At 57.6% G+C, this 21,379-nt stretch carries 22 protein-coding genes; 6 read left to right on the top strand and 16 right to left on the bottom strand.

Annotation, left to right across the window (positions count from 1 at the left end):
* Positions 1–31: 31 nt before the first annotated feature.
* From ACZ1GS_RS07155 to hisI, 5 genes are all read right to left on the bottom strand, one after another.
* A complete protein-coding gene (locus ACZ1GS_RS07155; RefSeq protein ID WP_472697787.1) occupies positions 32–316 on the bottom strand; it encodes a hypothetical protein in 285 nt (94 codons plus the stop codon).
* A 165-nt stretch (positions 317–481) separates the two neighbouring features.
* Complete coding sequence (locus ACZ1GS_RS07150) at positions 482–2,284, bottom strand: acyl-CoA dehydrogenase C-terminal domain-containing protein (RefSeq protein ID WP_472697786.1); 1,803 nt, start codon at positions 2,282–2,284, stop codon at positions 482–484.
* Between the two features lie 54 nt (positions 2,285–2,338).
* Positions 2,339–2,776, bottom strand: a complete 438-nt coding sequence (locus tag ACZ1GS_RS07145; protein WP_472697785.1) for a MerR family transcriptional regulator — start codon at positions 2,774–2,776, stop codon at positions 2,339–2,341.
* A 37-nt stretch (positions 2,777–2,813) separates the two neighbouring features.
* Positions 2,814–3,350 (bottom strand): hypothetical protein, encoded by a 537-nt coding sequence (locus tag ACZ1GS_RS07140; protein WP_472697784.1) that lies wholly within the window; start codon positions 3,348–3,350, stop codon positions 2,814–2,816.
* On the bottom strand, positions 3,347–3,721 hold the full coding sequence (gene hisI, locus ACZ1GS_RS07135; protein ID WP_472697783.1) for a phosphoribosyl-AMP cyclohydrolase: 375 nt from the start codon (positions 3,719–3,721) through the stop codon (positions 3,347–3,349). The genes ACZ1GS_RS07140 and hisI overlap by 4 nt, the downstream gene beginning before the upstream one ends.
* A 196-nt stretch (positions 3,722–3,917) precedes the next feature.
* Between hisI and purF the strand changes: the two genes are divergently transcribed.
* Together purF and ACZ1GS_RS07125 are read left to right on the top strand one after the other, a co-directional pair.
* The gene (purF, locus tag ACZ1GS_RS07130; RefSeq protein ID WP_472697782.1) at positions 3,918–5,423 is read left to right on the top strand and encodes an amidophosphoribosyltransferase; all 1,506 of its coding nucleotides are present in this window, start codon (positions 3,918–3,920) and stop codon (positions 5,421–5,423) included.
* 2 nt (positions 5,424–5,425) lie between these two features.
* Entirely contained in the window at positions 5,426–6,127 is a 702-nt protein-coding gene (locus ACZ1GS_RS07125; protein WP_472697781.1) for an SDR family NAD(P)-dependent oxidoreductase, read from the top strand.
* Here the strand turns inward: ACZ1GS_RS07125 and ACZ1GS_RS07120 are convergent.
* The 7 genes from ACZ1GS_RS07120 to ACZ1GS_RS07090 all read right to left on the bottom strand — a co-directional run bounded on the left by ACZ1GS_RS07120 (position 6,124) and on the right by ACZ1GS_RS07090 (position 15,198).
* A complete protein-coding gene (locus ACZ1GS_RS07120) occupies positions 6,124–7,344 on the bottom strand; it encodes a serine hydrolase domain-containing protein (RefSeq protein ID WP_472697780.1) in 1,221 nt (406 codons plus the stop codon). The two genes, ACZ1GS_RS07125 and ACZ1GS_RS07120, sit on opposite strands and share 4 nt — an antisense overlap.
* Before the next feature lie 26 nt (positions 7,345–7,370).
* A complete protein-coding gene (locus tag ACZ1GS_RS07115) occupies positions 7,371–8,630 on the bottom strand; it encodes a class I SAM-dependent methyltransferase (RefSeq protein WP_472697779.1) in 1,260 nt (419 codons plus the stop codon).
* Between the two features lie 77 nt (positions 8,631–8,707).
* On the bottom strand, positions 8,708–9,490 hold the full coding sequence (locus ACZ1GS_RS07110) for an SDR family NAD(P)-dependent oxidoreductase (RefSeq protein WP_472697778.1): 783 nt from the start codon (positions 9,488–9,490) through the stop codon (positions 8,708–8,710).
* A 158-nt stretch (positions 9,491–9,648) separates the two neighbouring features.
* Entirely contained in the window at positions 9,649–11,040 is a 1,392-nt protein-coding gene (locus tag ACZ1GS_RS07105; RefSeq protein WP_472697777.1) for a cryptochrome/photolyase family protein, read from the bottom strand.
* The gene (locus ACZ1GS_RS07100) at positions 11,037–12,053 is read right to left on the bottom strand and encodes a metal-dependent hydrolase (protein ID WP_472697776.1); all 1,017 of its coding nucleotides are present in this window, start codon (positions 12,051–12,053) and stop codon (positions 11,037–11,039) included. The genes ACZ1GS_RS07105 and ACZ1GS_RS07100 overlap by 4 nt, the downstream gene beginning before the upstream one ends.
* Before the next feature lie 230 nt (positions 12,054–12,283).
* On the bottom strand, positions 12,284–13,312 hold the full coding sequence (locus tag ACZ1GS_RS07095) for a 2-oxoacid:ferredoxin oxidoreductase subunit beta (protein WP_472697775.1): 1,029 nt from the start codon (positions 13,310–13,312) through the stop codon (positions 12,284–12,286).
* Positions 13,309–15,198 carry a 2-oxoacid:acceptor oxidoreductase subunit alpha gene (locus ACZ1GS_RS07090; RefSeq protein WP_472697774.1) on the bottom strand — a complete coding sequence of 630 codons (1,890 nt, stop codon included), beginning with the start codon at positions 15,196–15,198 and terminating at the stop codon, positions 13,309–13,311. The genes ACZ1GS_RS07095 and ACZ1GS_RS07090 overlap by 4 nt, the downstream gene beginning before the upstream one ends.
* A gap of 187 nt (positions 15,199–15,385) precedes the next feature.
* Between ACZ1GS_RS07090 and ACZ1GS_RS07085 the strand changes: the two genes are divergently transcribed.
* From ACZ1GS_RS07085 to ACZ1GS_RS07070, 4 genes are read left to right on the top strand one after another with little or no spacing between them, the layout of a single operon-like run.
* Positions 15,386–16,087, top strand: a complete 702-nt coding sequence (locus tag ACZ1GS_RS07085) for an alpha/beta hydrolase (protein ID WP_472697773.1) — start codon at positions 15,386–15,388, stop codon at positions 16,085–16,087.
* Positions 16,035–16,331 carry an alpha/beta hydrolase gene (locus ACZ1GS_RS07080; RefSeq protein ID WP_472697772.1) on the top strand — a complete coding sequence of 99 codons (297 nt, stop codon included), beginning with the start codon at positions 16,035–16,037 and terminating at the stop codon, positions 16,329–16,331. The genes ACZ1GS_RS07085 and ACZ1GS_RS07080 overlap by 53 nt, the downstream gene beginning before the upstream one ends.
* Positions 16,328–16,816 carry an RNA pyrophosphohydrolase gene (locus ACZ1GS_RS07075; RefSeq protein ID WP_472697771.1) on the top strand — a complete coding sequence of 163 codons (489 nt, stop codon included), beginning with the start codon at positions 16,328–16,330 and terminating at the stop codon, positions 16,814–16,816. Before ACZ1GS_RS07080 ends, ACZ1GS_RS07075 begins: the two co-directional genes overlap by 4 nt.
* Positions 16,817–16,846: 30 nt before the next feature.
* On the top strand, positions 16,847–17,797 hold the full coding sequence (locus tag ACZ1GS_RS07070) for a DUF481 domain-containing protein (protein ID WP_472697770.1): 951 nt from the start codon (positions 16,847–16,849) through the stop codon (positions 17,795–17,797).
* Between the two features lie 14 nt (positions 17,798–17,811).
* On the opposite strand, the gene ACZ1GS_RS07065 is transcribed toward ACZ1GS_RS07070, so the two are convergent.
* The 4 genes from ACZ1GS_RS07065 to guaB form a co-directional block, all read right to left on the bottom strand.
* Complete coding sequence (locus ACZ1GS_RS07065) at positions 17,812–18,342, bottom strand: tetratricopeptide repeat protein (RefSeq protein ID WP_472697769.1); 531 nt, start codon at positions 18,340–18,342, stop codon at positions 17,812–17,814.
* A gap of 69 nt (positions 18,343–18,411) precedes the next feature.
* Positions 18,412–19,590, bottom strand: coding sequence for an RsmB/NOP family class I SAM-dependent RNA methyltransferase (locus ACZ1GS_RS07060; protein WP_472697768.1), 1,179 nt, complete (start codon positions 19,588–19,590; stop codon positions 18,412–18,414).
* The gene (locus ACZ1GS_RS07055; RefSeq protein WP_472697767.1) at positions 19,587–19,859 is read right to left on the bottom strand and encodes a hypothetical protein; all 273 of its coding nucleotides are present in this window, start codon (positions 19,857–19,859) and stop codon (positions 19,587–19,589) included. The genes ACZ1GS_RS07060 and ACZ1GS_RS07055 overlap by 4 nt, the downstream gene beginning before the upstream one ends.
* Before the next feature lie 33 nt (positions 19,860–19,892).
* A complete protein-coding gene (gene guaB / locus ACZ1GS_RS07050) occupies positions 19,893–21,359 on the bottom strand; it encodes an IMP dehydrogenase (protein WP_472697766.1) in 1,467 nt (488 codons plus the stop codon).
* Between the last annotated feature and the right edge of the window lie 20 nt (positions 21,360–21,379).

Below are 21,379 nucleotides of genomic sequence, written 5' to 3'. Positions count from 1 at the left end.
TGGGCTGACACCGCACTTTCTCGAGGCTCATCTAGTCAGGCTCGCCATCGGCATTGTCGTCGAGCAAATCGGGCTTGCCGTCACCATCCGTATCCCAGGCGTCGGGTTTGCCGTCGCCGCTACGGTCCCAGGCATCGGGCGCACCGTCACCATCCGTATCGATAGTGGGGGCCGGAATCTCGGATTCCATCGGCTCTTCCTGAGTATCCTGTGCCGATGCGCTGACGGCACCGGTCGCCATGGAAAAACCGACGCCAACCGTCACGAGATAGGGCGTCATTCTTTTCAGGCGCTGTGGTCTGTTTCTGGAATGCATTGCATCTACTCCTAGTGCAGATCATTCCCCTGTCTTCACCGGCATGCGCCGCCGCTGTCGCCCGGGCAAGGCAGCAGCGGCTAAGCGAGAGAAATTCGCGACTTTCGGGATTTTCCCTTGCCAGTTTCCGCCAGGTTCAAGAGGAAACCGGCGGCCAGCAACCTATCAGGCGACGGCAAACATGTCCGGCTCGAGCGCCATCATCGCGTCGCTTCCGCCTTCGATCTTGCGCCGCAGAGACCCGGCATCGGGGAAGAAGCGCTCGGCAAAATATTGCGCCGTAACCAGTTTCGCTTCATAATATTTGGCATTGTCCGATCCGGATTCCAATGCTGCCGAGGCGGCTTTGGCCATCCGCAACCACATCAAACCAAGCGCAACAATGCCCATGATATGCATGTAATGATACGCACCAGCGCCGGCATTATTCGGGTTGGTCATCGCATTTTGCATGAACCACATGGTCGCTTTCTGGAGTTCGCCATTGGCTTTTTCAAGCGCTTCGGCCAGCGGCTTGATCTTAGCATAGCCCTTGGCTTCCTCGACTTCCTTGGTGATCACCGCAAACAGCGCCTGCACCGCACGACCACCATTCTGACCCAGTTTACGACCGACCAGATCCATCGCCTGGATGCCGTTCGTGCCTTCATAGATCATCGCAATCCGGGCATCGCGCACAAACTGCTCCATGCCCCATTCCGTAATATAGCCATGGCCACCATAGACCTGCTGCGATTCCGTACAAATGTCATAGCCCTTGGCCGTACCATAGCCCTTGATCACCGGCGTCAGCAGGCTGATCAGATCATCGGCGGTCTGGCGCTCTTCTTCGGTTTCCGCCTTGGCGGCCAGATCGACCTGCAATGCGCCCCAGAGGACCAGCGCCCGCATCGATTCGGTAAACGCCTTGCCGTCCATCAGCATCCGGCGCACATCCGGGTGGACGAACAGCGTATCGGCTTTTTCTTGCGGGTCGGCCGCGCCGGTCAGCGCCCGTCCCTGCCGGCGATCACCGGCATAGATCACCGCATTCTGATAGGCGATTTCGGCTTGCGCGAGCCCTTGCAGGCCAACGCCGAGACGCGCCGCGTTCATCATGATGAACATTGCCCGCAAGCCCTTATTCTCTTCGCCAACCATATAGCCGGTCGCGCCATCATAGTTCATCACACAGGTGGCGTTGCCGTGAATGCCCATCTTCTCTTCAATCGAACCACAGCTCACACTGTTGCGCTCACCGAGCGAACCGTCGTCGTTGACCAGATATTTCGGGACAATGAACAGCGAAATGCCCTTGGAGCTATCCGGCGCGTCGGGTGTCTTGGCGAGCACCAGATGAATGATATTCTCCGCCAGATCATGCTCGCCAGCCGAAATGAAAATCTTCTGACCGGTAATCGCATAGCTGCCGCCGGGCTGCGGTTCGGCCTTGGTGCGGATCAATCCAAGATCGGTGCCGCAATGCGCTTCGGTCAGGTTCATCGTGCCGGTCCATTGGCCCGAGACCATGTTCGGCACATATTTCTGCTTCTGCTCTTCGCTGCCTTCGACCAGAATCGACGCGATCGCGCCCTGGGTGAGTCCGGTATACATCTCGAGAGCCTGATTGGCAGAGATCATGAATTCCATGACCGCATTGCCAACAACCCGGGGCAACCCCTGGCCACCCACTTCTTCGGGCGCGGACAAGGTTGTCCAGCCCGCTTCGATGAGCTGGCTATAGGCTTCCTTAAAGCCTTTGGGCGCTGTGACGGAGCCGTCATCATGGCGCGTGCAGCCTTCTTCATCGCCGCTCTGGTTCAGCGGATGCAACACTTCGCTAGAAAACTTGCCGGCTTCGGTCAGGATCGCATCGACCATATCGGGCGTTGCATTTTCAAAGCCGGAAACGTTGGAATATTTGTCGAGGTGAAGGACTTCGTTGAGGATGAAGCGCACTTCACCGACGGGGGCGGTATAACTGGGCATGATATTCTGCTTTCTGTATAGTTTGAAACGGACCTTGAGCTGGCCGGCTATCCTCTATTTCTGTTGTGCTTTGATTTCGGTAACGGCGTTTTGCACAATCTTGATAAATTCGGTGAGCTCCGTGATGGAACTGTCAATGTCATCGCGCTGGTTTTTGAGAAGATCGACTTTCTCCTGGCATTTTTCCAGCGTCACTTCCATCTGCGTCACACGGCCATCTCCCAGATCATAAAGATCGATCATCTCCCGGATCTCGGAAAGGCTGAAGCCGACATTTTTGGCCCGCATGATCCACGCGAGCCGCGCCCGATCCCGCTTGGTGTAGATGCGCGACAGTCCTTTGCGATGGGGAGCGATAAGCCCCTCATCCTCGTAGAAACGCAGCGCGCGCGCCGTGACACCAAATTCCTCCGACAAATCGGAGATCGTGAAGGTTTCCCGATTTTGCAGATCGGGTTTATCAATTTCAGCGTGATTCAGCGATTGTGACATGAAGCTGTTATAACTTACGCTAACGTAAACGTCAATATTACCGACTGGGACAGAGATTGTCTATTTCCCGACCCCGGGTCGATCGCGCCACCGCATCGCCCTCGCCAACCAGAAAGAAGCTCACGCCGGCAAGACTGGCGCGCGGCGTGCAATAGCTGGCACAGGCTTCCGGCAATAAACCGGGAAATTTCAGTTCGACGCCATCAAAACTGGCCAGGAAATCACAGCGTTTTTCGCTATCCAATGTGACTTGCACCTGCTCGCCCTCGCGCGTAGCCACGCCCATGCCCTCGCATTTGCTGTCCGGGCCAAACACGCCCAGCACGCCGATCTGATAGTCTCGCTCATCGCTGCCCACCGCACAAAAGCGATCCACTCCGAGATCACTGCGCCGTTCAAACGCGCCCGACAAGGTAACCTTGCGACTGTCCGGAATGACGCCAGCGGCGATCGCGGCCCGTTCGAGCGACGAGGACGGTTCATCGGCTGTGCGCGTGGTATCGGAAGGATTGTCGGCAGACTGGCCGCAGCCTGACAGCAACAGCAAGCTTGCGCCGAGTAGCGATTTCTTCATTCCACCCGCTCCAGCTTTCCTGCCACAAGCCGGCGGTAAAAACAGCTTCTGGCGCCAGTATGACAAGCGGGGCCCGCAGGCTCCGCCTTCAGCCAGACGGCATCCTGATCACAGTCGACGCGCATTTCGACCACCTGCAGCAGATTGCCTGATGTTTCGCCCTTTTTCCAAAGCGTCTGGCGGCTGCGCGAATAGAAATGCGCCACACCGGTTTGCTGGGTCAAAGCGAGCGCCTCTTCATTCATATGCGCCAGCATTAATATGTCGCCCGTTGCGATGTCTGTCACCACCGCCGTAACCAGCCCGTTGCCATCATATTTTGGCATGAATTGGGTTCCGGTTTCGCGCTCGCTGTCATTCTGATCGGTCATCGGAATGAACTAAGCCAGTGGAGGAAAACGCGCAATGGATTTTCAGAATCGCTGCGCCGGTGAGGTAGCCCAAAAAGAAATGTGATAAATTTATGACCAAGGGGGAGACAAAACAGAGAATCAAATCTATATCCCTGCCAACCCTCGGCCATTGCTTGGACGGCATCGGTTTTTTGGGCGACAAACAAGGTGCGATATGCTGACAACTCACCCGTTTGACGATGACAAATTACGCGAGGAATGCGGCGTTTTCGGCGTTGCAGGAGCAGAAGATGCGGCAGCGATGGTTGCCCTCGGCCTGCACGCTTTACAACATCGTGGACAGGAAGCAGCGGGAATCACCGCACGTGATGGCAAAGAATTTTACAGCCATCGCGCCCTGGGGCCGGTTGCCGGCAATTTTGATAGCGAAGAAGTGATCGAAAAGCTCGCTGGTGATTATGCCTGTGGTCATGTCCGCTATTCCACCACCGGCGGCGGTACGCTGCGCAATGTGCAACCGCTGGAAGCTGACCTGGCATCCGGTGGCTTCGCCATTGCCCATAATGGCAATATTTCCAATGCTCTGAAATTGCGCGATGAATTGGTACGCAGCGGTTCGATTTTTCAGTCGACCAGCGACACCGAAACGATCATCCATCTCGTCGCGACGTCAAAATACCGGACGCTGCTCGACAAGTTTATCGATGCGTTGCGCAAGGTTGAAGGCGCCTATTCGCTGATCTGCATGACCGCCGAAGGCATGATCGCTTGTCGCGATCCGCTTGGCATCCGGCCCCTGGTCATGGGACGGATTGGCGAAGCCTATGTATTTTCTTCGGAAACGGTTGGCCTCGATCTGGTCGGTGCGGAATATGTGCGCAGCGTCGAACCTGGCGAGCTGATTGTCGTTTCCGGCGGGGAATTGCGCTCCCATCGTCCGTTCGGAACCAGCGCGGCGCGGCCCTGCATCTTCGAGCATGTCTATTTCTCGCGGCCGGATTCGATTGTCGACGGATCGTCGGTTTATAGCGTCCGCAAGGAAATCGGCGCGCAGCTGGCGATCGAAAATCCGGTTGATGCCGACTATGTCATTCCGGTTCCCGACAGCGGCACCCCAGCGGCGATAGGCTATGCCGAACGCTCGGGCATCCAGTTCGATCTCGGCATTATTCGATCCCACTATGTTGGCCGGACCTTCATCCAGCCGGGCGATGGCGTGCGCCACCTCGGTGTAAAACTGAAGCACAATGCCAATAAGCCGCTGGTTAATGGCAAGAAAATCGTATTGATCGATGACAGCATTGTCCGCGGCACAACCAGTCTGAAAATCGTCCAGATGATGCGGGAAGCTGGGGCCGCAGAGGTCCATATGCGGATCGCCAGCCCGCCGACAATGCACAGCTGCTTCTATGGCGTGAACACGCCCAAGCGGGAAAAGCTGCTCGCGGCGATCAAGTCGGTCGAGCAAATGCGGGAATATATCCAGGCAGACAGTCTCGCCTTCATCTCGATTGAGGGTCTTTACCGGGCGCTGGGCGAAGAAACCCGGCAGGACATCCAGCCGCAATATTGCGACGCCTGCTTCACCGGTGCCTATCCGACGCCCCTGACCGATCAGGACGGGGAAGAGCAACCGGATCAATTGACCATGCTGAACGAGCGCGTCGGACAAAATGAAGCGCCAGCGGACTCCCCTATCCTCTCCGAGAAAGTCGGGTAATCATGCGTTTTGAAGGTCAGCTTGCTCTCGTGACGGGAGCCAGTCGCGGTATTGGCGCCGCAACCGCTATCGCTCTGGGCAAAAACGGCGCGCACGTAATCCTGACCGCGCGCGACGCCAGCGATCTCGAAAGCGTCGAGGAGATTATTCACGAAGCCGGCGGGAACGCGACGATTGCGCCGCTGGATCTGACTGATGGCGACAGTATCGGACGGTTGGCACAAGCCATTGCCGGGCGCTGGGACGCGCTTGATATCCTGGTGTTGAACGCCGGAATGCTTGGCTCGCTGGGGCCGGTACCGACCATCGACGGCCAGGAATTTAATCGCGTGCTGACGCTCAACCTGATCGCCCAGCAGGCGCTGATTGCCGGTTTTGACCCGATGCTGCGCAAGAGCGACAATGCCCGCGTTCTCGCGGTCACCAGCAGCGTTGGCCGCTCACCGCGCGCATTTTGGGGCGCTTATGGCGCGTCGAAAGCGGCCTTGGAGACGCTGGTGCTGAGCTATGGCGAGGAAATGCGCAATCTCGGCAAGCTGCGGACAGCGATTATCAATCCCGGACGCACCCGCACCGCGATGCGTGCACAGGCTTATCCGGGCGAAGATCCCAATTCAGTCAAGACACCAGAAGTGGTTGCGGACCAGATGATCAAAATTCTGGACAGCCCGTTCGAAACCGGCGAGCGGTTCGATATTGGCTAGGACGCCGGTTTCTCGGCCGTTTCCGTGTCGAGATAGGATTTTACCGCATTGAAAAAGGCGATTCGCTGGTCCTTCTGGGCATCGGGTGTTGCGCTTGGCCAGTTGCCGTTGCTGGCGATCACCAGATTGCGGGACGGATCAATGAAAATCCCTTGCCCGAAAATACCCTGACCTGCAAAGCTGCCGTCATCAAAGGTCCACCATTGATAACCGTAACCGCGACCGGGCACACCGATATCCGCCTGTTTCGTACCGGCTTTCGCAAACCAGCCGTCGGGCACTACTGACTCGCCGTCAATCTTGCCACCGGTCATCGCAAACTGACCGAACAGTGCATAGTCGCGGATCGTCGCCGAAATGCAGCAACCGCCAATTTCCTTGCCGCCTTCGTTGAGCAGCCACTCGCCATCCTGCGCCATGCCATAGGGCGCCCATATTTTCTCCGACAGATATTGGGAGATTGTCTTGCCTGTCGCCTTGGCCACCAGCACACCGATCAGATTGGTTTCACCGGTGTTATACTGCCACCGGGTCCCCGGTTCGGCTTCGTTCTCGAGCGTCTTCATATAGACGATGACCGGATCCATCCCGTCAACCGGCTTGGTGTTGTTGAACAGCGCGACATCGGATTTGGGGTCGCCATAATCCTCGTTCCATCTCACGCCGGAGGTCATCGTGAGCAACTGCTCGACGGTCACCCCGTCATAGCCGCTGCCGGCGAGTTCCGGGATATAGTCGGTCAGCGGATCATCGAGCGACTTGATCGCACCGTCCTTGATCGCAGCGCCAACCATGGTCGACACCAGCGACTTGGCGACAGAAAAGGATGTCCAGCGGTCATCCTGTTCAAAATCCATGCGATATTCCTCAAGCCGGATTTTCCCGTCCTGCAGGATGACCAGACCAGCAGCGCGCTGATCCGCCATATATTGATCAATCGACAGCGTCGCCCCGTCAACTTCAAATTCCGTCGGCAGCGCCTGCCCCTGCTCCAGAGCCTGGGGTGTTGCACCGGCCGCAATGGTGTTGGACGGAACCAGCGTATCCATCATCCGAAACGCCTTGTTGCGCTGTTCATCCGTCCAGAACAGAATATTCTTGTCGGTCGGCAATCCCGCAACGCCTGCAGCCACTTCCTTGACCTGCTCACAACCCGGCAAGGCCAGACACAAACCGATGCCGGTCGCCGCAAGCGCCAATTTTCTGCCCAAAGCCATGTTCCGTTCCCCTGATCCTGTTTCTCTTATGCGTTTTTCTGCAAGGTCACCTGCGCAACGTTAATCCCGCCGCCGGTAAAACCGCCTTCACAATAGGCAAAATAATAGCGCCAGAGCCGGACAAAATGCTCGTCAAAACCAGCAGGCAACTGCCCCTGCTCGACAACGGAATCAAAGCGCGTTCGCCACATCCGCAAGGTCTGCGCATAGTCCTGACCAAAGGCCGTTTGGTCCTTCCATTCAAAACCACGCTCTTCGGCGAGGGCGCGGAAACGACTTTCCGACAACAGCATGCCGCCGGGGAAGATATAGGTCTGGATGAAATCGGCGCTGGCGGCATATTGGTCAAAAATATCATCCGCTATGCTGATATATTGAATGGCCGCCCGTCCGCCTGGCTTCAAGTTGCGATACAGACAATCGAGAAAATCCGGCCAATAGCGTTGCCCGACAGCCTCGACCATTTCGACACTGGCAATCCCGTCATATTGCCCGTCGACATCCCGATAATCCTGGATAAGAAATTCGGCAGCGCCATGATGCTCCCGCGCCCAGGCGGTCTGCTCGTCCGACAGCGATATGCCGGTCACGTCGAGCCCGTAGTCCCGGGCCATCGTGCCAGACAAATAGCCCCAGCCGCACCCGATCTCGAGCATCGTCTGTCCGGCCTGTAAATCGAGTCGCGCGGCAATGGCATGAACCTTTTTGGCCTGCGCTTCTTCCAGGGTTTTGGCCTTGCCCGCTGCGTCTTCGAAGAGCGCGCTGGAATAACTCATCGTCTGGTCCAGCCAGAGCCGATAGAAGTCATTGCCGAGATCATAGTGATACTGAATATTCTCGCGCGCCTGCTGTTTGTCATTGTGCCGGCGCGCATGTCGCAGCTTTGCGATCAGCCGAAAGATTCCACCCGCGCGCCCGGTATCTTTGAGGCCCGCCCGGTTGCGGGTAAACAGGTCAAAGACGGGTACGAGATCCGGGCTTTCCCATTCGCCCAGTTCCCAGGCCCGATACCAGCCAACCGACCCGCTGTTGACCAGACGCAACAGGGCGTTCCAGCTGTGGATCGTGATATGCGCCATCGGACCTTCACCGCGACCACCGACGATACGGGTGGTGCCATCGGGCAACTGCCCTTCAAATGTCCCATGATCCAGGCCCGCGTCGATGCGATCCAGGATACGATGGAATCCCGGCGCCATCAGCCGCGCAAGCAAGCCGCCGCCCGTCCCGAAGCGCTTGCGCGGGTCGAGCAGATGTTTGCCGCGTTTGGGAGCTTCAGCGTTCATGGCGCAAATATGGACCAGCGGTAACTGCTTGGCAATGCGGAACTATCCATAAAGGGTGAAGCTATGCCTATCATTGCTCAGGATCCCGGTGCGGCGGCTGAACCGGCCAATATGCCGCCATCAATGGTCATTTCGGTGCCGGTGATATAGCGGGCCTCATCGGACGCAAGGAGGAGAGCCAGTGATGCAACCTCTTCCACCGTTCCAAAACGCTTGAGCGGTGTATCCTTGACCATCGCCGCCATCGCAGATTCTCGCTGCTCGCCTTCTCCCAGCATCGGTTCCCACATCGGAGTCATGATCGCGGCCGGGTGGAGGGAATTGCAGCGAATATTCCAGCCTTGCTGGGCGCAATAGAGCGCCACGGTCTTGCTGTGGTTGCGGATCGCCGCCTTGGACGAAGCGTAAGCCGCGGCGCCGGGGATACCCACCATGCCGGATCGCGACGAGATATTGATAATCGCGCCCTCGCCTTTCGCTTTCATCGCCCCAATCGCATAGCGACACCCGAGAAACGTCCCATCAAGATTCACCCGATGCACGGCACGCCAGTCCTCCAGCGCGGCATGTTCCGGGTCCTGCGGCGCGGTGCCGGTTTCAAAGCCGGTGATACCGGCATTGTTGACCATCACGTCAATGGCGGGATGAGCATCGGCCAGAGCCAGCCAATCGCTTTCCTGCTCAACATCCAGCGCGAAAACCGGACTGTCCAGCTCTGCGCCGGTCGCTTGCAATGTTTCGGCATCCTTGTCGGTCAGCAGCACAGTAGCGCCCGCGTCGCGATAGGCGGCGGCAATGGCTTTGCCGATACCGCGCGCGGCACCGGTTATGACACAAAATTTTCCTGATAGTTTCTGCATAAAAAATCCTGAATAATAGGGTTCAAATCAACCTCCCAAGGGTGGGATTTCCTGTGGTTTGAAAAGCCAAATGGCGTCCTATTTATTCATCGACCTGCGATCCTTCTTGCAACAATGCTGATCGATATGCCGAATTTCCAGACTTTACAAGCCTGCCATCATTTCACTTCCGCATAAGCCGCCAGCGCCCGTTCCCGGCCGGCCTTGTGGGCGATAATCTTGCGCGGATAGCCGTTCGTGCGCGCACCATGCGCTTCGGGGTCATGAACATAAGGGTCACTGACATCGGCCAGTTCGGGCACCCATTGGCGGATATAGTCCCCGGCGTTGAATTTTTCCGACTGGCTCAACGGAGCCATGATCCGGACGAACATGTTGCTGTCGACGCCCGTACCCGAAACCCACTGCCAGTTGGTGCTGTTCGATCCATAATCCGCATCCAGCAGCGTGTCCCAGAACCACTGCTCCCCTTCCCGCCAGTCGATCAGCAGATGCTTGATCAGGAAGCTCGCGGCAATCATCCGAACCCGGTTGTGCATCCAGCCCGTGGCCCAGAGTTCGCGCATGCCGGCATCAACAATCGGATAGCCGGTCTTGCCCGTGCACCATGCTCTGAAATCCGATTGAACGTCAGGATCATTCATATCCCGCCACGGCAAGGCCCGCATTTTCTCGCGATAGCTCTGGCTGCCATATTGCGGAAACTGCTGAATGACATTCTGCGCATAGTCCCGCCACACCAGTTCCTTGAGATAGGTTTCCACCTGCCGACCCGGACTATCCACCCGATGCCAGACATAGGCCGGACTGACCTCGCCAAAATGCAAATGCGGAGACAGCCGCGAAACCAGTTGTTCGGACGGCAGATTGCGGCCCTCGTCATAGTCGGTGGCCTTGTCGATGAAATCATCGACATTGGCCCGTGCGCCATCTTCACCCGGCGCCCAGGCCTCCGCGAAGCTGCTGGCCCAATTGGGCCGGGTTGGCTGTAACTGCCAGTCGTCGAGCGTGTCGCTGGGCGGCCAGTCATCCGGGGAATCGATTGTTTGCGGGACCGGATTCGCTTCGGCTGGCGGCATGCGTTCGCGCAGCGCTTTCCAGAACGGTGTATAGATTTTATACGGATTGCCGCTGCCAGTGGTCACCGTCCCCGGCGGCAGTAGATAGTTGCCGTCGTGCAAGTGCAATGCAACAGATTCTCCCAGCGCCGCGCGCAGATCTTTTTCGGCGTTGCGCCACCACGGTTCATAATGGTGCAGCGCGTGCACCGCGCTCGCCCCGGCCTTGTGCGCGATATCGGCGAGGATTGTCGCCGCATTGCCACGGCGCAGGATCAGTCGCGATCCCTTGTCACGCAGATGCTGGTCCAGCGCAGCCAGGCTATGGTGCAGCCACCAGCGAGAGGCCCCGCCCATTTTGCGATGCTTGGGGGTTTCGTCATCGAGAATATAGACCGGGATTACCGGACCTTCGGCAGCAGCAGCCATGACGGCGGCCTGATCTGACAAGCGCAGGTCCCTGCGAAACCAAATAATGGTCGGTTTCTTCATTTGCTGCCAAGCCCCTGTTTGCCGTCATCAGTCGCTGCCGCTCCCGGCACAACAAGACGAACCCCGAAACGATCCTGGACCAGCGGATCACGGAAACGCATGTCAGAAATTTTCATCGCCTGCCCCGCGTCTGTCGGCCCATCGCTTTGCAACACCGGCATCCGCGACCAGAACAGAAACGAGCGCGCGTCCGCATTGGTTCGCTTTGCAGTCTCGACCACAGCTGGCGGGATATCATTCTCGATCAATTCCCCTTTCCAGTAAAAAGGTTCCGGATCGAACAGGTCAAACAGGTTTTCGCCATATTGCTTGCCGGTGGGCCCTTGCATTTGCCACAGCATTTCGCGGCGCCAGAACGTCACCGGCACCGGGTTGGCGACCACCAGTTCGGGCTTTTCTCCGCTCCGTTGTTCGACCGCCAACGCGGTGTCGGCCTCCGCCTTGCCAGTGATCAGGCCATTGGCAAAAATATAGGCGCAAATGGCGGTAAAGCTGATCCACGCCGGGCGCTGCCAGTCATTGCGGCCGCTTTTCTCCCGGCGCCGTGAAATCCAAACGCCCGCAATCAGGGCGGCCCAGATCCAGATATCGATGATGAATATGCTATCACCATAATACCATTGCGAGGAAAAGGGTTCGAGCAACCGCACACCATAGCTGTTGAGCCAATCCAGCGCCGGATGGCTGAGCGTGCCGATATAGGCGAGCGCCAATAACCAGCCTTTGTGCACTGGCAGGCGATCTGCGGGTCGCTTGCCGCGCCGCGTTTGCCACTGATCAAACCACAGCATGATCGCAGTGAGGATCAACGGCAGGATCACCATCGCAATTGGTCCGTGAGTCAACCCACGGCGCAAGGCGAGATGCTGCACACCACCAGTCAGAGTGGCAATCGCATCGATGTCGGGAATATTGGCGGCAATGATCAGCGTGGCCATGCCCAGCCCGGTTTTCTTTTTCAATCCCAGCTGGCCGATAACGGCACCGGCCAGACTATGGGTCAGATTATCCATTCAACTTACTCGCACGAAGAAACAAAGCACATAGTCACATGGCCACAGCCGTCTCTAACCGATCGCTAGTCGTTTTGCGCCCTGTTTGAAAGGACACCTGCAGATTCAACCAAAAAACCAGACGATTATGCGATCTGGCGGCCCACGGCCCATTCCGGTCCCGGTGCGCAAACACACGCAATCAGGAAATATCCCAGTTGCCCTGTTAACCCGATGCCCGATCGCTGGACCTACAGCTCCGGCCCGCCTTCGGTCACGGTCCAGGTCTGCCCCTTGTTGAGCAAGGCCTGCAAATCGCTCTTTTTGCCTTTTGACGCTTCTTCGTTCTGGGCAATCACCGTCTCGTCAAAGGTCGGTCGCGGATCGTCATAGAGAACGCCGATTGCCATCGGAAATTCCCCGAACGGCATTTCGATCAGCATATAGGCCACCGCCCGATTGGTGACATCATGGACAATCACTCCGGCGGCTTCCCAGTCGCCATCGACGACATCAACAACTTTGAGCGACAATGTCTCGCGATCCAGCGTGATCCCTTTTTCGCCTTTTTCAAACAGCATCGGTTCGCCGTCGGCCAGCAGCAATTGCGTCGACGCCGCGGTTTTCTTGGCTGCAAATTCCTCGAAAACATCTTTGTTATAGACGATACAGTTCTGAAAAATCTCGATAAAGGAAGCGCCCTTGTGGCGGTGCGCGGCCTTCAGAACATTGGTCAAATCCTTGTGGATATCAATACCACGCGCAATGAACCGCGCGCCGGCCCCCAATGCAAATGCACAAGGACTCGCCGGACGATCGACCGATCCATAAGGCGTTGACGGACTTTGCGTACCGACCCGTGAGGTGGGCGAATATTGCCCTTTGGTCAGGCCGTATATCTCGTTGTTGAACAGCATGATCTGACAATCCAGATTGCGCCGCAGCAAATGCATAGTGTGATTGCCGCCAATCGACAGCGCATCGCCGTCGCCGGTGATGATCCAGACATCGAGATCCGGATTGGCGAGCTTGGCGCCGGTCGCAACCGCCGGAGCGCGGCCGTGAATCGTGTGAAATCCGTATGTTTCCATATAATAGGGAAAACGCGACGAACAGCCAATGCCGCTGATAAACACGGTATCTTCCGGGCGAATGCCAAGTTCCGGCATTGTCCGCTGCACCGCCTTGAGGATCGCGTAATCGCCGCAACCGGGACACCAGCGGACTTCCTGATCGGTTTCCCAGTCTTTCAGGGTCGTGACTTTGGTCATCTCGTTCATGACAAATTCTCCTCAATCGCCGCTTCAATCTCGGCAATGGTAAAGGGCTGGCCGGACACTTTGTTTATCGGCTTGGCATCGACCAGATATTGGTCCCGCAAGACCGTCTTCAACTGACCGGTATTCATTTCAGGCACAATCACCGTGTCATAGCTTTTCAGCAGATCGCCCAGATTTTTCGGCATCGGCCAAATGTGACGCAGATGGATATGGGCGACATCCTTGCCGGCAGCTCTGGCCAGCCCTACCGCTTGATGAATCGGTCCATAGGTCGAACCCCAGCCGATAACAGCCAGCTTGCCGCTGCTGTTGCCGAGCGAGACATGCTGATCCGGGATGCTGTCCGCTACGCCAAGCACCTTGTCGCGACGAATTTCGGTCATCTGCTGGTGATTGGCCGGGCCATAGTCAATATGCCCGGTATCGACACCTTTTTCGATTCCGCCGATGCGGTGCATCAGGTCTGGCGTTCCGGGCTTGATCCAGGGCCGCGCCAGTTTTTCATCCCGGCTATAGGGTTGCAGGCCGCCTTCCGGCATGGTTTCAAGGAATTTATGAGGAAATGGTTCCAGCGACGTGACATCGGGAATTTTCCAGGGCTCTGCCGCATTGGCGATATAGCCATCCGTGAGCAGCATGACCGGAGTCATATAGTGCACCGCAATGCGCACCGCTTCGATAGCGCATTCAAAGGCGTCCGTCGGTGAGCGCGAAGCGATGACTGGCATCGGCGCGTCACCATTGCGGCCATAGACCGCCTGATAGAGATCCGACTGTTCGGTCTTGGTTGGCAGCCCGGTCGATGGCCCGCCGCGCTGTGAATTGACGATCACCAGCGGCAGCTCGGTCATGATCGCCAGACCCATGGCTTCGCCTTTCAACGCAATGCCAGGGCCCGAAGAAGAGGTTATTCCCAGCTTGCCGGCGTAGCTTGCGCCAATAGCGGCGGCGATCGCGGCAATTTCATCTTCCGCCTGGAACGTCGTGACACCAAATTCCTTGAGTCGCGACAGATGATGCAGAATCGCCGATGCCGGCGTGATCGGATAGCCGCCGAAAAACATCGGCAGATCGGCCAGTTGTGCGCCGGCAACCAGCCCCAGTGACAAGGCCTCGGCGCCGGTTACGGTGCGATACTCGCCGGAAGCCGCAGGCGCTGATCCCACTTTACGGGACTTCAGATGACCGCCACCGAGGCCGTCACCCGATAACTCGGCGGTTTCCCCATAGGCATGGCCGGCGTTCAGCGCCGCGATATTGGCGTCCGCAACATCGGGCAGTTTGGCAAATTTGGCCTTCAGCCAGTCGACAATCGGCGCGCGGTCGCGTTCGAACATCCACAGCGCAAGACCCAGAGTCCACATATTCTTGCAGCGCAACGCTTCCTTGTTGCCAAGACCAAAGGGTTTGACCGCTTCGAGCGTCAGCGCCGAAATATCCAGCTTGAGCAATTGCCATTTTGCCAGCGAACCGTCGTCGAGCGGATTTTGCTCATATTTGGCCTTGTCGAGATTGCGCTTTCCGAATTCGCCAGCATCGGCGATGATCAGCCCACCATCACGCAAAGCCTCGACATTGGTCTTGAGTGCGGCCGGGTTCATCGCGATCAGCACGTCCGGACGGTCTCCGGCGGTTTCGATCGCGCGACTGCCAAAGTTGATCTGAAAAGCAGAAACCCCGAACAGCGTCCCTTGCGGTGCGCGGATCTCGGCCGGAAAGTCCGGAAAGGTGGCGAGATCGCTACCCGACAACGCGGTCGACAAGGTAAATTGCCCACCGGTCAGCTGCATCCCGTCGCCGCTGTCGCCAGCGAAGCGGACAACCACGTTCTCGGCGCCTTCCGAATGCATGTTATTGGGGTCGTCTTGTTGAAGCGCGGTAGCCATATAAAATCCATCATTCTTACATACTGAACGTGCGGTAGAGCATGTCCCGGTACCGCTTCAAACCATAAAAACTATTAGGGATAAAGTTTTTGTTTGAAACCGGACCAGAGGAATAGCTCTTGCCTAGTCGCGCACGGCTGATCTAGGCGCTGTTAAAACACGAAAAAACTTCCATGGAGATGCCAGAATGACAAACGCTTTCGTACGCCCGGATACTCAGGCCATGCTGGCCATGCTGGAAACAGCGATGGAAGTTCCGATGGACCAGATGGAGCCAGCGGCGGCCCGCGAAACCTATGTTGCGATGCGTTATCTGGTCGACGCCGAACCCACGGAATTGGCCATTGTGAAGGACTTGACCTGCCCTGGCCCGGCCGGCGAGATCAAATTGCGCTATTATGACAAGCGCGAAGGCCGCGAAACGGGGCCGGCCATTTTCTTCTATCATGGCGGAGGATTCGTCATTGGCAATCTCGATAGCCATCATCCCTATTGCACCGAAATGGCGGCGCAAATGGACCTGCCAATCATCGCCGTCGACTATCGTCTTGCGCCCGAGGCACCCTTTCCTGCCGCGCCGGATGATTGCGAGGCCGCCACGCGATGGATCGTTGACAATGCGCGAGAAGCACTGGGCATAGAGATTGACGGCATTATCCCATGCGGCGACAGCGCGGGTGGCAATCTTGCTATTGTTGTCGCCCAAAGCCTGGCGAAAGACCCGGCCGCAGCGCCGGTGATCGCGCAGGTGCCCATTTATCCCGTGGTCGACAGCACCGCTTCGGAAGGCTCAATGATAGAATTTGGCGAAGGCTTTCTGCTGACCAAGGATCTCGATGGACTATTTTACCAGCCATTATGCCGGAGTCGTTGGCGATCCCCGCTGTGATCCGATTCACGGTGATCTCGCCAGCAGCCCGCCAACAGTCCTGATCACAGCCGGTCTCGATCCGTTGCGCGACCAGGGCCGTGACTATGGCGCGCGGCTCATCAAGGCGGGTGTCCCGGTCACCTTTATCGAAGCCAAAGGCAATATTCACGGCCTGATCTGCCTGCGCAAGGGCATCCCCTCTTCGCAACAGGATGTGGATGCCATTTGCGATGCGCTGAAAACCACGCTGGCGACATTGTGAGCGACTATTCTGCCCTGCCCTATCGGCCTTGCGCCGGCATCATGCTGACCAATACCAGCGGTCAGGTCTTTGTCGGACAGCGGCTGGATGCCAAAGACAGCGCCTATCCCGATGCCTGGCAAATGCCCCAGGGCGGCATTGATGAAGGGGAAGATGCCGAAACCGCTGCGCTCCGGGAACTGGAAGAAGAAACCGGGATCCAGTCCGGTCATGTCCAGATCATAGCCCGGAGCAAGGACGAATATCTCTATGACCTGCCGGACGAATTGCTTGGTAAAATCTGGAAAGGAAAATATCGCGGTCAGCGTCAGTCTTGGTTCCTCATGCGGTTTACAGGGCAAGATAGCCATGTCAATATCGCGACCAACCATGCGGAATTTTCAGATTGGAAATGGACTGAACCAGAGACGCTGCCCGAAATGATCGTCCCATTCAAACGAGACCTCTATCGCGCACTGTTGAAAGAATTTCATGCACTGATCTGATTTTCCCCCGAAATCGAACAGGAATACAACATGTTGCTTAAAATTGCCGGATCGACCAGCTTGGCACTTATCGGCCTGTCGACGCCCGCGCACGCGGCCCTGCCCGACCCCGTCAAAGCGATGATCGAAGCGGCGATCGAATCCGGTAATGATGCGGATATCAAGGCGGTTACCAAGCTCGCCAAGGCGACCAATCCCGATGATGGCGATGAAATTGACACGATGCTGGCCGGTTACAACGCAAAAAAGCAACAGCTGGCGGAAGAAGCGTTACGCGCAAAAACGGACGCGCCGTTTCTCCACAATTGGACCGGCCAGACCGAACTGGGCGCCTTTCGCAACACCGGCAACAGCAGCAATACCGGCTTGAGCGGCGGCATCAAGCTGGCCAAGGACGCGGTTAACTGGCGGGTCAAGGTCCGGGCCCGGGCCGACTATCAACGCAGCAACGGGGTCACCACCCGCGAACAGATTAATGCCGCGTTCGAACCCGAATATAAAATCAACGACCGTTTGTTCTTCTACGGCTTGGCGCAGTTTGAGCGCAATCGTTTTCAAGGCTTTTCATCGCGCTACACCGCCTCTGGCGGCCTCGGCTATACCGTGATCAAGAACGATCATGTCACGCTGAACGTCAAGGCTGGCCCGGCGTGGCGGCTGACAGAATTTGTCGACGGGGAATCAGAAAACAATATTGCCGGACTCGTTGGCCTGGATTTTGGCTGGCAGATTGCGGACAATCTCAAATTGACCCAGGACGCCGGAGCAACGGTTACGTCGGAAACCGATTCCTTCACCACCGCCAATGCGATATTTTCGGCGGGAACCAATACATTTACCGCGACCACGGCGCTTGATACCAAGCTGATCGGGGCGTTATCCGCGCGGTTTTCCTATGCGATCGAGCATGAAACCAATCCGCCGGAAGGGCGCGACAAGACCGATACTATCAGCCGCGCTTCGATCGTCTACGATTTCTAGAGCGAGTCAGCCGATCAAGGCGTTTCAGCTTCTGCCTCTTCGTCACCAACCTTGGGCTTCGGCGTCACCGCCTGCGCTGACAGGACCGGTTTCTTCTCGGCCGTATCGATCACCGCTGCAAGTTGCGCCGTTTGTGCACATCGGGTCCGGCACAGTGTTTCAATCCGTGACAGGTTGATCTTCGCTTTTTCGACCGCACCGCGCTGAACCAGCGCCTGTCCCTGGCCCGACAGGGCATCGAGATTGTTCGGATCAAGGATCAGCGCTTCGCGATAAAAGCGAATGGCTTTACCCGGCAGTTTCTGAGCCCGAGCGACCTGGGCAAGCGCCACAAAGGCGGAGCCGTTCCGCGGATCCACCGCCAGGGCGGTCTCGTAAAAGTCTACGGCCAGCTCAAGATTACCGCTATTCTGCGCTGCTTCTCCCCGCTGCATATAGGCAATCGAGCGTTCCTTGATCTCGATATCAGCGGTTTGGCCAAAACTGGCGCTCGAAACCGTTGCGAGAACCAGAGACATGGCGATGGCGGCAGGCGAAAAACGCATAATCAACTCCAAAAAGGTTTCACGCGCTATAGCAGAATCACCTGCACCGGCGCTTAACATGATTTGCTATCATAATTTTTCGAGGCAGGAAAAATAAAAGCCATCCGTTCCGTCATGATACGGTGAAAGTAATATTCCTTTACGATATGGCCGCCCCAGAGGCAAATCAACCTCTATATCGCGCCAGTCCGGGTGTTTGGCCATAAATGTCGCAATCTGATCGCCCCCTTCCCCATCCAGCAACGAACAGACCGCATAGATCAGCCGCCCGCCTGGCGCGACCATTTCGGCCGCCAGTTGCAGCAGGCGTTGCTGCAGATCGATGGTCTGCTGCAGCCGCTTGGGCGTCATCCGCCAGCGCAGCTCCGGGTTGCGGCGCCAGGTGCCGGTGCCGGTGCATGGGGCATCAACCAGCACAAGATCGCATCGATTCCGGAAAGGGTCGAGGGCCTCCCGCTCCTTATTTGGGGCGAGCAGGACGGTTTCAATATTGCGGGCCGACGAACGCCGCATCCGGGGTGCAATCCGGCTCAACCGGCCGCGATCCGTGTCGGCCGCAATGATCCGCGCGTCGTCCGGCAATTGCGCCGCCAGACCAAGCGTCTTGCCGCCCGCCCCTGCGCACATATCCAGCACCAGCCCCGGCTTGGTGGCCAGGCCTGCCGCGACAATCGCCTGACTGCCGAGGTCCTGAATCTCGATCTGGCCGCTATTGTAAACCGCTTCATTTTCGACATTGGTACCTGTCGGCAAGCGATAGGCATGTGGCAGCACCAGCGTCTCAATCTCCGGCCAGGTCTGAGTGATCGCATCGCTATCGGCGCGCTTCGGGTTGATGCGGATATCCAGCGGCGCGCGATCGAACAAAGCGGCTTGCTCTTGCGCATCCACCAACGCGGCAAACCGGTCTTGCAGCCATTGCGGTACGACCGCGCCCTCCGCTGCTATTTCCGCGTCTGTGAGCCCCTTCGGTCCATAAGGCGAGTCATCGAACAGGGCCCGCAATTCGGGCTGGTCGGACAGCAAACCGACCATCGCGGCCCGGCCATTTTCGGGGCGATCGCCAAAGCGCCGGATCGCGCGATAGACATGCTCTCGCACCGCGCGGCGGTCCTTGGAACCGGCATAGCGTCGGGCTTTGAAGAATTTCTTGGCAATATTGTCGGCCGACGCCCCATTGTCCCGCGCCGCAACGATGATCTCGTCAAGCAGTTCAATCGCTGCCTGGAGACGCGCTGCCGGGGTCAATTCCCGTCCTGCAAGGGACGATATTTCCGAATATTCCGGGTCTGCCGGATGCAGAAAAACTTGCTGGCTTCGGTTTTGATCTGCTCCACCTTGAACCGTTCGAGACGCTCTGCCCGATCGGATTCGATCAGTTTCAGGCGTTCGGCACCGGCCTGCTGACAGACCTCTTCGCTGATATAAAGCTCCTGCGACATTTGCATTGTTGCTGATGGCGACAGGTCATTCCAGCTGAGCAAAACCAGCAAATAGGGGGTAAAAATCTCAATCATGCGAAGGCCGTCCCCGGTTGGAGAAAAGGATGGTTAGCGCGTCGGATAATTGGGCGCTTCCCGCGTGATCGCGACATCATGGACATGGCTTTCCTGCAATCCGGCATTGGTGATGCGAACAAATTCCGCGCGTTCCTTGAGGTCCTTCAACGTGGCAGAACCGGTATAGCCCATTGCTGCCTTAACACCGCCAACAAGCTGGTGCACGACATCGCCCGCCGGCCCCTTGAACGGGACCTGTCCCTCAATCCCTTCGGGCACCAACTTCATCTGGTCGGAAATGTCCTGCTGAAAATAGCGGTCCGCCGATCCCCGCGCCATCGCGCCGACCGAGCCCATGCCACGATAGCTCTTATAGGCCCGCCCCTGATAGAGGAAGGTTTCGCCCGGTGCTTCTTTCGTGCCAGCAAGCAACGACCCCACCATGACCGAGGACGCCCCGGCAGCCAGCGCCTTTGCGACATCGCCCGAGGTTCGCAATCCACCGTCGGCGACAATCGGAATTCCAGCCTTGTCGGCTTCTTCCGCGCAATCCATGATCGCTGTCAATTGCGGCACACCGACGCCCGCGACCACGCGGGTGGTGCAAATCGAGCCGGGCCCGATTCCAACCTTGATGCCGTCTGCGCCCGCATCAATCAACGCCCGGGTTGCAGCAGCCGTGGCGACATTGCCGGCGATGATCTGGGTCTGGTTTGACCGCTTCTTGATCTCTTCCACCGCCTTGGCAACCATGCTGCTATGGCCATGGGCGGTGTCGACGACCACCAAATCGCATTCCGCATCGATCAGCGCTTCGGTCCGTTCCAGGCCGCTGTCGCCGACCGTCGAGGCGGCCGCGACGCGCAAGCGACCCGAGCTGTCCTTGGTCGCGTCGGGATAGGTGACCGCCTTTTCAATGTCCTTGACGGTGATCAGGCCAACACAATGATAGCTGTCATCCACAACGAGCAGTTTTTCGATCCGCCGCTGATGCAGCATGCGGCGGGCTTCTTCCTGGCTCACGCCAATCGGCACCGTCACCAGATCGTCCTTGGTCATCAGTTCCGAAACCGGTTGCTTGGGGTTTTCCGCAAAGCGCACATCACGGTTGGTCAATATACCGACCAGTTTGCCGCCGGCTTCGACAACCGGAATGCCGGAAATCTTGTTCTGCGCCATCGTGGCTTCCGCGTCAGCGAGCGTTGCGTCCGGCGTGATCGTGATCGGATTGACAACCATACCCGATTCAAACCGTTTGACCTGACGCACTGCGGCAATTTGCTGTTCCAGCGTCAGATTCCGGTGGAGCACACCAATACCGCCCAGTTGTGCCATGACAATCGCCATGTCGGCTTCGGTCACGGTATCCATCGCCGACGACAGCACCGGAATATTCAGCGCAATTTCCTTGGTCAGCCAGGTTCTGGTATTGGCCTGACTGGGCACAATATCCGACGCACCGGGTTGCAACAGCACATCATCAAATGTCAGTCCGGTTCGGATTTCACTGCTGCGCATGATGGGCCACTTTCTGATCG

This window comes from Parasphingorhabdus sp. W113, from assembly GCF_055693205.1.
This window is presented reverse-complemented; position numbering and strand designations above follow the sequence as displayed.

Bases quoted from the DNA above. Each gene is read 5' to 3' on its own strand.
- ACZ1GS_RS07155 (WP_472697787.1), bottom strand. From the start codon at position 316: ATGCATTCCAGAAACAGACCACAGCGCCTGAAAAGAATGACGCCCTAT.
- ACZ1GS_RS07150 (WP_472697786.1), bottom strand. From the start codon at position 2,284: ATGCCCAGTTATACCGCCCCCGTCGGTGAAGTGCGCTTCATCCTCAAC.
- ACZ1GS_RS07145 (WP_472697785.1), bottom strand. From the start codon at position 2,776: ATGTCACAATCGCTGAATCACGCTGAAATTGATAAACCCGATCTGCAA.
- ACZ1GS_RS07140 (WP_472697784.1), bottom strand. From the start codon at position 3,350: ATGAAGAAATCGCTACTCGGCGCAAGCTTGCTGTTGCTGTCAGGCTGC.
- hisI (WP_472697783.1), bottom strand. From the start codon at position 3,721: ATGACCGATCAGAATGACAGCGAGCGCGAAACCGGAACCCAATTCATG.
- purF (WP_472697782.1), top strand. From the start codon at position 3,918: ATGCTGACAACTCACCCGTTTGACGATGACAAATTACGCGAGGAATGC.
- ACZ1GS_RS07125 (WP_472697781.1), top strand. From the start codon at position 5,426: ATGCGTTTTGAAGGTCAGCTTGCTCTCGTGACGGGAGCCAGTCGCGGT.
- ACZ1GS_RS07120 (WP_472697780.1), bottom strand. From the start codon at position 7,344: ATGGCTTTGGGCAGAAAATTGGCGCTTGCGGCGACCGGCATCGGTTTG.
- ACZ1GS_RS07115 (WP_472697779.1), bottom strand. From the start codon at position 8,630: ATGAACGCTGAAGCTCCCAAACGCGGCAAACATCTGCTCGACCCGCGC.
- ACZ1GS_RS07110 (WP_472697778.1), bottom strand. From the start codon at position 9,490: ATGCAGAAACTATCAGGAAAATTTTGTGTCATAACCGGTGCCGCGCGC.
- ACZ1GS_RS07105 (WP_472697777.1), bottom strand. From the start codon at position 11,040: ATGAAGAAACCGACCATTATTTGGTTTCGCAGGGACCTGCGCTTGTCA.
- ACZ1GS_RS07100 (WP_472697776.1), bottom strand. From the start codon at position 12,053: ATGGATAATCTGACCCATAGTCTGGCCGGTGCCGTTATCGGCCAGCTG.
- ACZ1GS_RS07095 (WP_472697775.1), bottom strand. From the start codon at position 13,312: ATGAACGAGATGACCAAAGTCACGACCCTGAAAGACTGGGAAACCGAT.
- ACZ1GS_RS07090 (WP_472697774.1), bottom strand. From the start codon at position 15,198: ATGGCTACCGCGCTTCAACAAGACGACCCCAATAACATGCATTCGGAA.
- ACZ1GS_RS07085 (WP_472697773.1), top strand. From the start codon at position 15,386: ATGACAAACGCTTTCGTACGCCCGGATACTCAGGCCATGCTGGCCATG.
- ACZ1GS_RS07080 (WP_472697772.1), top strand. From the start codon at position 16,035: ATGGACTATTTTACCAGCCATTATGCCGGAGTCGTTGGCGATCCCCGC.
- ACZ1GS_RS07070 (WP_472697770.1), top strand. From the start codon at position 16,847: ATGTTGCTTAAAATTGCCGGATCGACCAGCTTGGCACTTATCGGCCTG.
- ACZ1GS_RS07065 (WP_472697769.1), bottom strand. From the start codon at position 18,342: ATGCGTTTTTCGCCTGCCGCCATCGCCATGTCTCTGGTTCTCGCAACG.
- ACZ1GS_RS07055 (WP_472697767.1), bottom strand. From the start codon at position 19,859: ATGATTGAGATTTTTACCCCCTATTTGCTGGTTTTGCTCAGCTGGAAT.
- guaB (WP_472697766.1), bottom strand. From the start codon at position 21,359: ATGCGCAGCAGTGAAATCCGAACCGGACTGACATTTGATGATGTGCTG.